Annotated in this window: 10 protein-coding genes and 1 pseudogene; all 11 read right to left on the bottom strand. The window is 49.9% G+C overall.

What is annotated here, in order from left to right; translation table 11 throughout:
- Positions 1–336: 336 nt before the first annotated feature.
- The 11 genes and pseudogenes from HBM95_13095 to HBM95_13145 all read right to left on the bottom strand — a co-directional run bounded on the left by HBM95_13095 (position 337) and on the right by HBM95_13145 (position 15559).
- Positions 337–855 carry a hypothetical protein gene (locus HBM95_13095; GenBank protein ID NIH43864.1) on the bottom strand — a complete coding sequence of 173 codons (519 nt, stop codon included), beginning with the start codon at positions 853–855 and terminating at the stop codon, positions 337–339.
- A 410-nt stretch (positions 856–1265) separates the two neighbouring features.
- Positions 1266–1757, bottom strand: a pseudogene (locus HBM95_13100) (type IV secretion protein Rhs).
- Between the two features lie 993 nt (positions 1758–2750).
- Positions 2751–3221 carry a hypothetical protein gene (locus HBM95_13105; protein NIH43865.1) on the bottom strand — a complete coding sequence of 157 codons (471 nt, stop codon included), beginning with the start codon at positions 3219–3221 and terminating at the stop codon, positions 2751–2753.
- Between the two features lie 358 nt (positions 3222–3579).
- Positions 3580–4578 (bottom strand): hypothetical protein, encoded by a 999-nt coding sequence (locus HBM95_13110; protein NIH43866.1) that lies wholly within the window; start codon positions 4576–4578, stop codon positions 3580–3582.
- A complete protein-coding gene (locus tag HBM95_13115; GenBank protein NIH43867.1) occupies positions 4578–8966 on the bottom strand; it encodes a type IV secretion protein Rhs in 4389 nt (1462 codons plus the stop codon). The genes HBM95_13110 and HBM95_13115 overlap by 1 nt, the downstream gene beginning before the upstream one ends.
- 3 nt (positions 8967–8969) lie before the next feature.
- Positions 8970–9410, bottom strand: a complete 441-nt coding sequence (locus HBM95_13120; protein NIH43868.1) for a DUF1795 domain-containing protein — start codon at positions 9408–9410, stop codon at positions 8970–8972.
- A 76-nt stretch (positions 9411–9486) separates the two neighbouring features.
- Positions 9487–10563, bottom strand: a complete 1077-nt coding sequence (locus tag HBM95_13125; GenBank protein ID NIH43869.1) for a hypothetical protein — start codon at positions 10561–10563, stop codon at positions 9487–9489.
- 3 nt (positions 10564–10566) lie between these two features.
- A complete protein-coding gene (locus HBM95_13130; GenBank protein ID NIH43870.1) occupies positions 10567–11133 on the bottom strand; it encodes a hypothetical protein in 567 nt (188 codons plus the stop codon).
- An 82-nt stretch (positions 11134–11215) separates the two neighbouring features.
- Positions 11216–11734 (bottom strand): hypothetical protein, encoded by a 519-nt coding sequence (locus tag HBM95_13135; protein ID NIH43871.1) that lies wholly within the window; start codon positions 11732–11734, stop codon positions 11216–11218.
- A complete protein-coding gene (locus HBM95_13140; protein ID NIH43872.1) occupies positions 11724–14309 on the bottom strand; it encodes a type VI secretion system tip protein VgrG in 2586 nt (861 codons plus the stop codon). Before HBM95_13140 ends, HBM95_13135 begins: the two co-directional genes overlap by 11 nt.
- 176 nt (positions 14310–14485) lie before the next feature.
- A complete protein-coding gene (locus HBM95_13145) occupies positions 14486–15559 on the bottom strand; it encodes a hypothetical protein (GenBank protein NIH43873.1) in 1074 nt (357 codons plus the stop codon).
- Between the last annotated feature and the right edge of the window lie 15 nt (positions 15560–15574).

Consider the following 15574-nt stretch of genomic DNA (forward strand, 5'->3'; position numbering starts at 1 on the left):
TTTGCCCCCCGGTATTGTTATAACGTTTATGTGTATTTTAATCTTAATACGCGGGTCAGGATTGGGACAACACGTTATGCATCGTAGGAAAAAACCAATCATGCCAGCCGTTTTTTACCGCATAGCTACAAACAATGACGACTTCCCTTGGAAGAGTGAGTTTTAAGCAATAAAAAAAGTCCCTTGGGGAGGTGCAGACAAATATACTTTTTCACAGAGTTCATTGAAGTTTGTCAAAACGGCTGGTAACGGCTTTTGTTCATTTAATACAAGGACTAATTAACGTGTTGAATCTAACATTACATAGTCTAAAATTGACATGCCGAAAGTATATTTTTACGCTTTGGCGATCACGACGCTCCTATAATCTGTTTCATTTTTTATCCAGAACATTTCATCTTGAGGTAACGATCCATCACTGCAGAAATCAACAAGTTCGCCGAACCAACCATCAGGAACATATTTGTGATAATGCATACTCTCAACATATTCAGAATATAGTCGCTTACTTTCAAAGTCTATAAATAAATCCGGCATTAGATCATATATATCCCACCAGGTTGTTTTTTCTGAAAGCCTATTGTAAAACGCCTCAGCTATATCATCCTTATCGTATAAATAACCATCTTTAATTAAGTTATCAATGAATATCTGCGCGTTTTTTTCATTTACTACTGGTATGTCATATCTTTCCTTATGGATATCCTGTAGGTTTATTTCTACCCCGTTTTTCACAAAATCGTCTACCCATTTAACTCTGTCCAAAACCCACATTTCTTTAAAGGCAACGAACCAATAAAATCTTCCTTCGTTCTTTACTATTACAAGGAGTTCATCATCTTTATTAACATTCATATAGTAACCTATTTTACATTCCCCGAGTCTGGAATCGCTACTTCTTCAAGCCATTCTGCCCATATTGATGGTAATTCATACGATCTACTTGGCGTTGTCGGATCGACACGCTTAGGAGCTAACCCACCTTGATTTAACGGATTAGTACGATAACCGGCCTGAGGTATTGCACTTTCTTCTATGAAATCCGCCATCCACTTAGGAACTTTAAAGGAGACAATTTCTGCATTACCACCTCTAATATCAAGGAAATGTTGAGCATGCGAGCTATCTCCAATACTGATATTTAAGGTTCCACGCTGAATTTTTGGGTTATTAGCAGAATCTAATTTGATTCTGACCCGACTTGCATTTGGTGGCGTTCCCCCTTGAACCCTAAATATAGACTCAGTTGCATTGGGATCCCCTCTCTTACATAGACCCAGCGGATCTATCCAACCTAATGGATTAGGAGCATAGCTGTAAAGATTTAACCCACCATATAGCCCTATCGGGTCCTGCTGCGTAAACCTTCCGCAGTCCGGGTCATAATACCGGAACAGATTGTAGTGCAGCCCTGTCTCACGGTCCAGGTATTGCCCCTGCATACGCAGGTTCTGAGAATATCCTGATACCTGCGTCTCGCTTTCCCGCAGCAGCTTGCCCCAGGCGCTGTTCACCCCTTCCCAGCGCACCTCCCCTTCGATATCCGTCATCCGCTCCGGCGTGCCGTTCGGCTGGCAGTGGAACCAGAAAATCTCCGGGGCATCTACGCCGTCAATACGCGCCAGCGGATCATAGCTGTCCTGATCGCTGTAGACGTAGGTGAGCGGCACATCTCCGTGCACCTCCTGCAGCAGGCGAAATCCTTCCCAGACAAACCGGGTGGTGACCGGCTTGCCGGTCGGCTGTCCGCCCAGCATCTGGCGGCGCGTTTTGCTGATGCGGCGACCGAGCGGATCGTAGCGGAAGCTGACCTGCGTCTGCGGCTTGTTGCGATCCCGCGACTGGCTGATGACTTCCGTCAGGCGATGTTCGCCATCGTAGCGGTAGTGCCAGCGGTACCAACTGAACGGGTTATCGTCCCGCTCTTCCCTCACCAGATTATTGCGGTAGTCGTAATCCCAGCTGCGGGACCCGCGGCGTGGCTACGGGCGCTGGGCATTGCGGGTAAAGACGTCCCGGCGATGCAGTCGGCCGAGGCGGTCGTACTCGCTGCGGATGGTCAGCAGCCACCGGGGGATATTCTCAGGTTGGAGTTGTTCGTCGCGAGTATATTGAAAGTTTATGGAGGGAAAAGGTAAGCAAGGCGCGAAAAAGCAAGCAAGCTGCGTGCATAAGGGAAAAAGTATATTGTTAAAAATGGCTACATAATGAACTAATTGTTTAACATTTGTTTTTTGATGAAAAACCCACTTCAAGGCGAGGATTTCATCAGAGATAAACCCCCTCTTCTAATGAGTTTTCAATACACGTTGCTTTTGCAAAGGAAATTAGAACATCTGAATCTTGCTTTTTATATTTAACTTCGTAACTACCAGGTTCTAAAGTAATAAACTCACCTGAAATAGCATCTGAGTCATCAGGCTCAAGATCTCCGCCGGTGACATCTTCTCCCGCCCCAATGAAAACCTTTCCAGAAGGTACATTTAAAAATAGCGACCCGGTATATTCATCAACATCACTTTTAATATGGACTTTATAGGCACCATCATTTCCAAGATTGATAAATAATACATTCCCATTATTTCTTCAAGTTCATCTTCTGGAAGACTCCACCAATCTACATCATCATTAATTCTATGCTTTAATGACATCAAATCATAAATAACTAATGTGGCAGTATCTGTTTGTATGCTTATGATTTTTCTCATTGCGTAAGCAAAAGGCCGGAAAAATCTCCCCGGCCTAGTCCATTAGTTAACAAAGCTTTCTAAAGATTTTATAACGCTTTTATAGAATTGAATCGACTCTTCACCGATTGGTATATTCTCAGTCGGTGAGTCAATTGCCACTCCATGCTGATTATATATTTTATTTCTGACAGGGTTTTTAAAATAATGTTGTGGTAAAATATCCACTTCGCTCGTTTCGATAGTTTTAAACGTTACGAAATAACCGTTTTTCCAACATGAATTATTAGTAATAATTGGTGGCAATAGCAAATTATCTTTTGCCAATACAGCATCTTCTTGAAGTGAAGATGTAAAATAGTCATATATATATATAACTATAGCATTTTTGAATGGACCGATATCTATTTTACCCAGGGAGACCATACCATAGCCTAATCGACCATCATTTAACTGAAAGTAAAAAACATCGCCTTCTTTAGGCCACTTTTTTTGTTTTTCATTTCCTGACACTACTGTAAGTTTGTCGGCCATTTTACATTAATCCAATTTTTTTCAAGCCAATCTTTGCCCCACAAAATAGCATTTGAGCTTAAGTTACCTGTCAGACTCGTCAGCAAATGCCATCACACTCGTCAGCGGCTTATTAGGCAGAACGTAGAATATCAAATACTAATAAAAGATCATATAATGCTTTTGGTTAAGCAAATAATCCGTACTATTAATAGACACATCCACTAAGGCACGATATGAGGTATATGTAGTTTTCAATTGACAACGAACAAACCGTAAAATTCTCAACCACTCATACCTTGGCCTTCGAGTATCGAGGGCCAGCGTCGGTTTGAATATTCAAAACCTAAAGCCCCCGATTGTGTTTAAACATTACGTCTTAAATCGAATATATTAAATTAAATAGCATTCGACCTTCATTTTCAAGGCTAATTTTGTATTCATGAGAAAATAACTTAAATATTTCTTCTTCATCCACAAAAAAACCTCTGTACGCTATAGAGGAAATTATTTGCCTAAACATATCTGAAGAAACATGCCTTCTTAGGTTTTTGAGATCTGATAAATTATTTCTGACAATATAATACGAATAATTCATTAGAATGAAATTTGATATTAGTAAGTTCTTTGTTGATTGATACTTGTCAAAACACTGTTCCAAAGCTCTATATATTATTTTTTTGGATTTTTTATATGTTTTGATAAAGTTATCAGGTTCGATAAGATAGCAATTTTTATCATTAAAAAACAGGCGATCATTACCGTCATCCGCAACAAACAAGAAATTCAACACCGATGTTTGATAGAGTTTTATATATTTAAGATCTTTAAAGTTTTTCTGTTTTTCAAATTGCGCATAAAATTGCTCAAGCAAAGACAATACTGATACTTTACCATGCCGAAGAGTATTTATACAGAGTCCATCATTAGTAATGCATAGCAAATTATAAGACTCATCATCCATGCCCATTTCAAAACACAAAAATCTTAAAAAAAAGCTTTTTGCTTTTATTACATAATCTTCTTTATTATTTTTTAAAGAAAAGAGTTGATACATATAAAACAAGATAAAGATATCTTTGTCTATACGCTGTCGGTTATCTATTTGAAATAGATAACCTAATCGGGAAAGGAAAACTTCAAAGGTATACTTTTCATCTTCACTTAAGTCTAACTTCTTTAAAGTACGCTGTAACATAACTTTAGGAAAGCAAGTTTGCCAACGACTCAACTCTGCATGCTTCCCATTTTCTTTTTTAAAACAAATGGGAAACAGATCCGGTTCATCCTGAACATAGACATAATTTCCAAAATTTTCAATCTCTGCTCTCGCATTAGTAAAGTGTTCAATTTTATGTAGATACATTTCAAAAATCATTAAGTAATCCTCTTACCACATTTCTTCCAATTACCTTTAGCATCTTTCTTTTCAATCTGGAATGAAGTGATTTTATCATTAAAACGAGAAAGGATATTTTTACCGATGCCCTTTGCTCCAGGTTCATTTCTCTTTGATAGAACGCCATCTTTCAGCCCAGTCTCTTTGTAATCAACTTTTGATATATCACTATGTTGATTAAGAAGCTCAACCCCAGAGTCATTGACGGTCATAACTGCACGATACTTTTCATTTCCAGGGTTAAATCCTGGTCGACTATCATGATTAACCCATATGGCTTTATCACCACGATTGTTAGGGACCAATCCGCCTTTACCACCGCGTTCAGAAGCTGATGCAATCGCTTCATCTTTACTCATATAGCGTATAACTTCCTCTTGTTTTAATCCCAGAGGGTCTATTCGCGTTAGACTATTTGCACCATACTGGTAAAGGTTTATCCCCCCCGCCAGCCCTATCGGGTCCTGCTGCGTAAACCTTCCGCAGTCCGGGTCATAATAACGGAACAGATTGTAGTGCAGCCCTGTCTCACGGTCCAGGTATTGCCCCTGCATGCGCAGGTTCTGAGAATATCCTGATACCTGCGTCTCGCTTTCCCGCAGCAGCTTGCCCCAGGCGCTGTTCACCCCTTCCCAGCGCACCTGCCCTTCGATATCCGTCATCCGCTCCGGCGTGCCGTTCGGCTGGCAGTGGAACCAGAAAATCTCCGGGGCATCAACGCCGTCAATACGCGCCAGCGGGTCATAGCTGTCCTGATCGCTGTAGACGTAGGTGAGCGGCACATCTCCGTGCACCTCCTGCAGCAGGCGAAATCCTTCCCAGACAAACCGGGTGGTGACTGGCTTGCCGGTTGGCTGTCCGCCCAGCATCTGGCGTCGCGTTTTGCTGATGCGTCGCCCGAGCGGATCGTAGCGGAAGCTGACCTGCGTCTGCGGCCTGTTGCGGTCCCTTGGCTGGCTGATGACCTCCGTCAGGCGATGCTCGCCGTCATAGCGGTAGTGCCAGCGGGTCTGGCCGTTATCCTTCTCCACGGTACGGCCGTGGATGTCATAGCGCCAGCGAATGCCGTTCAGTTGCGTCAGGCGGTTGTGCGTGACCTTCTCAGCAGAGCCTTCAAGCGGGTTACCGGCAGCATCCCAGCGCCACTGCTCCTGTCCGGGCAGCGTGCCGTCCTGAACAAGCAGACGCCCGGCGCTGTCGTACTGCCAGCGGTACCAGCTGAACGGGTTATCGTCCCGCTCTTCCCGCACCAGGTTATTGCGGTAGTCATAATCCCAGCGGCGGGACCAGCGGCGCGGCGACGGGCGCTGGGCGTTGCCGGTAAAGACGTCCCGCCGATGCAGTCGGCCCAGGCGGTCGTATTCGCGGCGGGTGGTCAGCAGCCCCTGGGTGCGGCTGGTCTCGCGGTGAAGCTCGTCGCGCGTAAAATCGGAAACCGAGAGCTTATCAAGAGCAATGCTGAGCAGATGCCCGCTGCCGTAGTAGAACTGCTTCAGCTCGCGACCATCGGGCAGCGTGACGGAGGTGCGGTTGCCCAGCGCGTCATACTCCCACGCCAGCTCGCCGTGCTCGCCCGCCTCGCGCGTCACGCGACCAAGCGCGTCATAGTCAAAGGCGAGCTCCTGCTCAGCCTCGGTGGTCCACGCGTCGGCTGCAAGCGCAGGGTGCAGCCCAATCCGGCTTAACAGCCCGGACGGAGTGTAGTGATAGCGGGTCTGCCCTTCCGGCGTGGTGCGGGCGACCAGCTGGCCGCTCGCGCTCCAGGCGAAGGCGTGGGTGATGGCCTCCGGATGACCGGCGGCAAACGTGCGTGCTATTGTGCGCCCGCAGGCGTCATAGCGATACTGCGAGGCTACGCCATCCAGCCCCACCTCTTCCAGCAGCAGCGAGTCCGCGCCCCAGTGGAACTGATACGCTTCGCCGTTTTCGTTTTCAAGGGCAATCAGACGTCCGCGGCTGTCCCAGCGGCGACGGACCTCTTCACCCTGGGTATTACGGGTGGCAGTTAAGCGCCCGGCCTCATCGTATCTGAACTCACTTTCTTTCCCGTCGGCGCCCGCATGTTTCACCGGCAGGCCACGTTCGTTCCATTTGAGCGACTCCGTCCAGCCTTCCGGGCGGTCGAGCTGCACCGGACGCCCTGCGGCGTCGTAGCGGTAACGCGTCTCTTCACCGTCGGCGCTAATCTCAGCCACCAGCCAGCCCAGCGGGTGATAGCGATAGCGGGTAATACGCCCGGAACAGTCCGTCGTACGTACGATCTGCCCGGCCTCGTTGTACTCCTGATAGCGGCTGTTGCCTGCGGCATCGACCTCTTCTACAACCTGGCCAAACTCATCCCGTCGCAGCAGCGTCGTCTGCCCCATCGGATCCACCACGCGCTTCAGCCCGTGGTGTTCGTCGTACCAGAACCGGGTGGCGCTGCCGTCGGCCTCAATAATGGCCGCAGGAAGCGCGCGGTGTTCCAGCCAGGTGGTGGTGCGGGTGTTGCCGTCGGCGTCGATCTCCTGAACCCGGTTGCCCATTTCGTCGTAGACGAAGGTGACGGCATTTCCGAGCGGATCGATGCGACGCGTCAGAAGTTCGTTCTCATCCCACTCGTAGCACCAGTTTTCACCACGCTCGTCAACGTAGCGGACAATCAGATTTTGCGCGTTCCAGTAGTGGCGGCGCGTCTGACCGTCGTAGTGTTCGACGGTCGTCAGCCCGGCTGCTAAATCATAGCTAAAGCGGCAACCGTCACCGGTGCTGGTGCGGTTTTCCACCACGCGCCAGTGATCGAATTTTTTCCAGCGGTATTCGCTCTCCAGACCGCCCGGCATCCGGTGCCAGACCATCAGGCCGTGGTCGTTATAGCGGTATTCACGCGTCACCACGCCGGAGGCATCCGTCGCGCTCGCCAGCTGGCCGCGCGCGTCGTAGCCCCAGTGCATCAGCGGCCAGGTCTGGTTGCCGTCGAAATGGCTGGCAGCGGTAACGCGCTGCGGGAATCGTTCATCTTCATAGCGCAGGGTGACGTCGATTGCCCGCGGCTCGTCGTGCAGGCCGACCAGCCTGCCGTGCTCGTCCCACTCCGTCAGCAGCGCGTTGCCGTATTCATCGCTGAGGGAGGCCAGACGCAGGATGGAGGGATTCACCCGGGTTGGTTTATACAGACGCCACACCGCGCCGTCATCGTCGGCAATCGCCACGTCGCCACTCTCATTGCGGCGGATAATGATGCCTTCGCTGATGCTGTAAAACGCGCGGTCGACAGGTGGCAGCCCGAAGCTCAGCTCGCGCCCGGTTTCGTCGAACCAGGTGGCGTTGTCTTCTTCCAGCGCCAGATAGCTGTCAAAGGTGGTTGCCCAGCCCAGACCGAACAGCCCTTCGCGAGTGGTCAGGCTGTTGTAGCTGCGCTGCCAGCGAAGCGGGAAGCGCCCCGGCAAGGAAAAATCGAGTTCGTCGTCGTCATTCAGCACCTTCACGCCGGTGGCGGCGTGAACCGGGTGCGAGGATCCGAACACGGCATTCACCGCCATATCGGCCAGCATCCCACCGCCGGCCGCTGCCAGCGCGCAGGGCATGTTTTTGAGGATCTTGCCCGGGCGCCCGCGCAGCAGGGAGAGCGCAATCATCCCCAGCGCCAGGCCCGGCGTTTTACCGCTTTTGATATCGCGGACCGTGAGCGTGTCCCCGCCGATGATCACGTTCGGGGAGACATCGTCGGAAACGGTGCCTTCGCAGGTGGTGCGATCTTTCGCACGCACCGCGGGCTGCCCGTTGATAAAGACGCTTTTAGAGCCTTCCGCCAGGTACTGCGGCCCGGAGTGTTTTTCACACGCCACCTTATCTTCTTCCAGCGGCGAGGTTCCCGCGGCGGCAGAAGCCACGCTCGGCTGCCACATTTCGCTGCCAAACTGTCCGGCGGCGGAAAGCAGCATGCCCGCGTAATCGGCAAAGCTGCCCGGCGACTGCGGCTCAGGGGAAGGGGTATCGGCGGGCGTCAGCGTGCCTGCCGCGCGCGCGGCGGGGATAGCATTGGTGAGAACGTTATTTGAACCGGTGGTGATTTTACCCGCAGGTGACGGTGGGAAAAGCGCATTGCCTAATCCTTCCGCGGCGTTGCTGATATCGTCGGTAATACCCGCCACGTTCGCCAGCACGCCACCGATAATCCCGCTTAACAAACAGCTGGATCCAATTGCCGCCACGCCTGCGGCAGCAGCACCCGCACCGAGTAGAGGCGCGGCAGCCGTTGCCGCCAGCCCTACCGCCGCGCCAATCACCGCATAGGCGGCACCTTCCGCCACAATGCTGGTGATGTCAGCAAAAATGCTGGAGTGAATAATCTCGTCGCCCTTACGAGCCGCGTTGTTATCGCTCATGCCTTACACATTCCGGTTGTCGTTTAGCGTCAGACTCTGCTTAAGCGCGCTCCAGCGCACCTCGTCCTCTTCGGTGAATGTTCTTAATGCCGAGAGGATAAAAATCATCAATACCGGTTTGCCCGGCGTCTGAACGGCAAGCTGTTTTTGCCACAGGCGCTGTCCGTTACGGTCAAAGGTGGTCTCGACTTCCAGTCCGCTGATTTTTCCATCAGGACCGGCTTTTACGTTCCGGAATTCGCTCTGGGCTATCTCACCCATCTGAGGACGCAGCACGTCCCACTGGCGATGAAACTCTTGTTCGTAGTCGCTGCCGTCCGGGATAACGCCGCGGCTGACCACCACGGATAGCCCGCTTTCGTCATCGCGAATAATGTTCATGCTGTTATCCTGCCAGGCAGCAGGAAATAGGGAAAACGAACCTTCCTGGAGGGTGTATTTCATAAGTGAACTCGGGATGATTAATATGATGAGAAACAAAAGAGGCCAATACATGCTGGCCCTTTGGCTGGCTGTATAGTTATTTAAGCCACTGGCCTGACTGTTCAACTAAAACATGGTTGCCTTTGCTGACAACCAATTTCACGGGTGCGTACGTCACGGTGTAAGCGACTTCGCCATTTTTGTATGTTGAACCAATTATTTTACCTGCTGGATCGTGCAGCGTTTTTCCCTTTAATGAGATGGTACTGTTATCGCTTTTGCGCACGCCGAGATAAACCATCTCGTCACATTCGCTATCAAAATGACCGCACGTGTTTATAAGAGAAATAGCGAATTTTTCGGTGTCCAGTTTTCTGGTTTCAGCGCTATAAACCGATGCGGCTTTACGTAACGTATAACGCAGCGGTGCATAATAATTTCCTTTTTGAGGAGGAGTGACTAAACGCCATTCCATTGCACTCCCTTTTATTTCCAGAACAGCTCGTCCGCCTACGCCGCCAAACGATGAGTTGAACTCAACGCTGGCACGATTGCCAACGATCGCACCGCTAAGATTTTGCTCATCATCTTCCGGGCAATCTATGCGGTTTCCTCTCTGGGAGATATAGCAATAGGAGCCTGTGATACGGTTACCTGATTCAGCTAAACGCAGGGTTAACGTTGAGTCGTTCTCGAATTCGCCGGCCCAAGTTCCGTCAAACGCGAGGCCTGATTGGCTGTTCGTTGCAAAATGCTTCGCATTGAATCTGGCGGCCCACTGCAGAATATCGGCATGAATAACCGGGCTATTATCAGAAGACTGGTAATGAATAACGTCCGACTCCGGAATCACCCAGGCCGCAAAGATTTTGCCGTCAGGATTAATGACCAGCGCGGACGCGTTCTCCTGATAGAGATCCTTTAGCCAGCCTTCAACAAACAATCCGCCACTTGGGGTGGTATGCGGTTCCCCGAAGACATCAAAGTTATCAATAAAGGTCTGGTAATGATTTCCCAGCGTCTTCCTGAGATTGTCTGTCACTTCGCTATCATTAACGATGCGACTAACCGTATTGAGCTTAGTGTATTGCGATAATTCAAGCGCCGATGACGTTTCAACGACGCCTGCCAATAAAGCGGTGAACAAGACGACTGCCAAATATTTCTTGGTCATAAATTACTCTGAACAGCCATTGTTGTAATTCATGCTTATTTTCAAAACGTTGCCGTCTTTCATCTCAAACGAGAGCGCTTTTTTACCCAACTCGTAGGTAATCCACTGTTCCCCCGAATCATTGTCGACCTGACCGGTACCGTATGCGCTGTTCAGTTCCTCTCTCGTTGAACCCACATGGATACCACGCGGCGTTGCGAAGCCTTGGTCAGTCAGCGTAATTTGAGACACGATATAATCATCAACGCTTCTTTCCGCTTTATCCCACCAGAGATTGGAACTGAATATTTCTAACCCAGCCCTTTGATGCTGGAAGAATTTATAGTTCATTCCGTCAAAAGGAACCTCACCGGTAAAACTGCCTTCCACTGGCATTTCAATTTTACAGGCAATATCAGGAGTCCATCTGTCGCCCAGGGCGATGGGCTGGTCTTTGACCTTCACGGAAAAATCCTGTTTTGTCAGAACGGGCGGCATAGCCTCTGCCAAAACCACATTGCTACTCAGACAACTTAACATCAGGGAAAAACAAAGAAATATGGGCGTGTGTTTTTTCACGTTAAACGTCACTGACTTGATGTAAATTACGCTCTTCACGGATGCTGCAAACCGGCAGCGAAATACCCGTGCCGGCATGAAAACACAACACTTATTAACGATCGTAACGCGACATAACGACTCTATTTAGGCATTCCTGGTTCATCACCGGAAAACTAAATGCCCATGCAAGTCCTCTCTCATCAGTAACGGTTCGGTATCCAACAGATTGTCCTGCGGTATTCCCACGAGGAATGTTAGAAATTTTAACATCAGGGAAATGAGTTTTGACTTGTTCGAGCGTAATGCAAGGCTGTTCGATTACAAACGAGACAAGTGAAACGCTATTATCTCCGTTTCCCCATAAACGAACATCTAAATCGCTGATACGCGTTCCATCAGATAATGTGAATGGAACTGACGTATAACGGTCTTTCACTTCTGGATTTTTTTGGACCAGTGGTTGATGGAAAAGTTTACTGACATCCTCGGTCTGTTTTCCCCAGACTGTTTTGAGTTCTTTAACAATATGCCATAACGAATCTTGGTTCATGTTTGTTTGTCCTGCGTAAGAAAAAGTTGAAAATAGTGGGAGCAAAAAGAGGATGGTATTTTTTGTCATTCTACTTACCATAGAAACCCCCGTAATAATCGCTGTAATTGAGATCGGTACCCGAAGCTATTTCGCCTTTACCGTAGACTTTACCTATAGCTTTTGCAGCGTCAACCCGCGACAGCTCTCCACTTACCATTTTATCATAGGCTGCATTGTAAGCTTTGAGATTTTCCGGGCTTCCTGCTATATCAATATCAATACCGCCATTCCCCAGAATTTCACGCTGTATTTTGATATTATTCAAGGTTGCACCACCTTCATCCATTAGCTGGCTGTTAATGAAGTTTTCTTTACTCGAATAATCTGCAGCAACAGGATATGTGGCATGTCCTGCTTCATGAGCTAAAGTTTGTACCGTCGTGGCCGTGTCTTCCATGTGTTCAGGATCCATAACGATCAATTTATTATCCGCCTCAGCATAACTTCCCCCACCAGCCGCTCCTGGTTGAATCGCCCATCCCTTGTCTTTCAAATCTTTTAGCTGAGTTTGAAGGGTCGGTGACTTGTTGATTTGTTTAACAACATCATCATTGAAAGGCATAACGTCTGAGCTATTCGGATTATTTTTATAAACATAATTCCCTTTCAAAGGCGGGGCTGTTGTTGACGCCGAAGCTGGAGCAGTTTTCGATTGGCCTGCTGCTGGAGCCGCAGCGGGGGCAGGACGACTGGCGCTCTCTTGCGGCGAAAACTTCGCCTGCACCGCCGCATCAATATCCCCTTTATGCCCTGACCCCGGCGCCGTTGTGCCCGGTTTGGTGCCAGAGGTATTCAGATGCAGCTTACCGCCCGTGGTGATATAACCATCCCCTTCCACGAAGAAGTTAAACTCTTTGCCGATCAGGTTAATCTTGCCGTTAGCGTTCAGCTCAATAGCGCTCTCACCTGAGACCAGCCGCAGCTTCGTCCCGGAAGCAATAACATACTGCTCGACCGCCGCATCCAGCTTGCCTTTCCCCGTCAGGATCTCGGTTCCGCCTTTCACCGCCTGAGTTTGGTTCGCTTCCACACGATGCAGCTCATTTTTCTTCACATAATGGCTGCGCGCCCCGCCGACGCTGTGCGTTTCATCATTTTTAACGCTTGTGTCCATGTTGCGCTCGGCCTGGATCCACACCTGCTCTGCGCCCGCTTTATCCTCAAAGCGCAGGGCGTTGGCGTTGTCCACGGAGCCACCCTTAGAGCGGCTCATAAAACCCATCTGCGTCGCCGCAGCCGGCAGCGCCCACGGCGGCATGCTCGCGTCGTTATACACGCGCCCGGTAATAATCGGACGGTCCGGGTCGCCGTTGATAAAGTCCACCACCACCTCGTCGCCGACGCGCGGGATCTGCACCCCGCCGTAGCCCTGACCTGCCCACGCGCTCGACACGCGCACCCAGCAGGAACTGGTGTCATCCCCCTTCGCCAGACGGTCCCAGTGGAACTTCACCTTCACCCGGCCGTATTTGTCCGTCCAGATACTCTCGCCCTTCGGCCCGACCACTTTCGCCGTCTGCGGACCGTAGGTGCGCGGCCACGCCGTGGATTGTGCCGGACGGTAGGCCACCGACGCAGGAATAACCGTGAAATCGGTGCGGTGAATGGTCTCCCCTTCGCCGCTGGCATAGCGGTTCTCTTCGAGGTGGTAGCCCGCCGCCGTCACCAGATACTCCCCGTTGTCGCTGAAGAACGGCGCGTTGGTTAACGTGAAGGTGTGCCCCGGCGCAATCCCCGCCGCCGTCGCGGTGGCCTGAATCTGCTGGTGCTCAACCTGCCAGCGCTCCTGACGAATACGGGCATAGAACTCCCCGTGCCCTTTGTCGACAAAGCGACCCGGCCAGTCGTACACGTCGATGCTCCCCGGCTTCGGCGACGCCGGGTTCTGCTGGGCCTGGAACAGCCACGCGTTCGGCTTGCGGAAGTCATAGTCGTCGAGGCTGTAAATCCCCGGCGTCACGCTGTCCTCCAGCGCCCACTGGCTGATGCCCTCTTCGTCCGTACTGCCGCCGGACGGCGTCTGGTGGTAAGGAATGACCTCATAGCCGCTGAACGGCTGATGCTGCGTGGCGGCGTCGGTGAGCACCAGCGTGTGCTTGTCCGCCTCATGGCGGAAGTGATAGGCAATCCCCTCCAGCTCCATCAGGCGACTGATGAAGTCCAGGCTCGACTCCTGATACTGCACGCAGTAGTCCCACACCCGGTAGCTGCCGGTGAGTTTATCCTCAACGTTAACCTGATGCTCACCGAGCAGGGTTTTCACAATCTGCGGCACCGTCTGGCCCTGGAAAATACGCAGGTTGCGGTCGCGCTTCATCGGCCACAGGTCAGGCTCCACCGTCAGCTGGTATACCGCATAGCGCGTGCCCGTCAGTTCAACGGCGCTGACCGCCACGCGGGTAATCTTGCCGTTAACGTAGCGGGACGTCAGCAGGCTCTGGGTCGGGATGGTCACCGTGACCGGCTGGCCCAGCAGCTTGCTGCGGTCGATGCGCGCGTCCGTGCCGAGCACGGTCAGCGTCAGCGCGAACGACTCGGACATCGCCTCGCGGCCCGTCAGTTTCCAGAACAGAAGCCCCTCCACCGGGAGCTGAACGGTAATTCGGTTGAGCATAATCTTTATTCCACTATGGACTAATCTCAGTGCCAGAAGTTAACTCATCTTCAATACGCTGGCGGCTATGCTGTTGATATGACAATGCGTAGCGGTAAGATATTCTTCCTGTGCAACAAAACAAAGCCACATTTTATGTGGCTTTGTTTGGAAGGCATTAAATTAATATTGTGAAGTCACAATTTTTCTATATGAAATGTAGAAAGAATGATTTCCATGCATCGTTTATTGGCTTCGTAAGAATAATTCCGATGATTACGATGAGGCCCAACCATCTCAACGTAACACCATAAACCATTAATTTTAAAAATACGCATGTCGTAATAAGCCCTGATATTCTCAGCAGCACTGACTACCTCTCCCGTACAGCTATAAAGATCGCCTGTAAACGTGGGATTGATATCATTTGGGATGCTGGCAATGTTCGATGTCGTAAGAGAGACCGCACTATCGTGGCGGTTAAAGCGCGCGGTTGCTTCATCGAAAATAGCCTGCGCAGAGGGATAATCAGCCTGACGGAAAAGACAGAAATTAATCACTCCATGGTTGACGTTACCTATTGTGTGTTCAATTACCAGACGATTATCATCCAGCGTACGCACCTGCCATGAATCCGGAATTTTAAAACCACTGTCATTTTTGTTGCTCAGGCTGACTGTTTTCAACAGTTCTGAAAGCATCAAATTGCTGCGATGCATCAAATCCCAGTTGATAGCAATCAGGAAAATAGTATCGGCAGTCGTATTGTAATCCTTAGAAGCACAAGTCGTTTTCAAAAGGAAGTAATTCCCACCCCCACTTACTGGGTTATAATCCTTCTGCACCGTATACCGTGAAACGACCTCATCACCCGAGGGCATCGTTTTAATGGACAGGATATCCGCAAACTTCCCACTTCCTGAAGGATGCGTGATTATCCTCTGGTTCAATATTTTCTCACCCATTAAATCGAGCTTGTTGATTAGCCAATCTGACGCATTCATCTCCCACTGGCAGTGTTCGTATGCCGCCCAGACTTCAATATAGGGGCCGGTGTCATCGGTGATATATCTGCCGATGTTCGTCAGTCCAACCTCCTGAAACGTGACTGGCTTTATTTCTGCTGGCTTAACATTCTTTGGTAACAGCAGCCAGTAGTGAAGCATCTCTTTTTCTGCAGAGGTATAGAGACATTTCCAGAAATTTTCCCGAATCTCTTTTTCCTGGTCTTTCATCTCAAGAGGAAAAAGATACGTTTTTTCAGTAACCATTATGCAACCTCACTC

It is taken from the genome of Enterobacter asburiae (assembly GCA_011754535.1).
Lineage (GTDB): Bacteria > Pseudomonadota > Gammaproteobacteria > Enterobacterales > Enterobacteriaceae > Enterobacter > Enterobacter cloacae_N.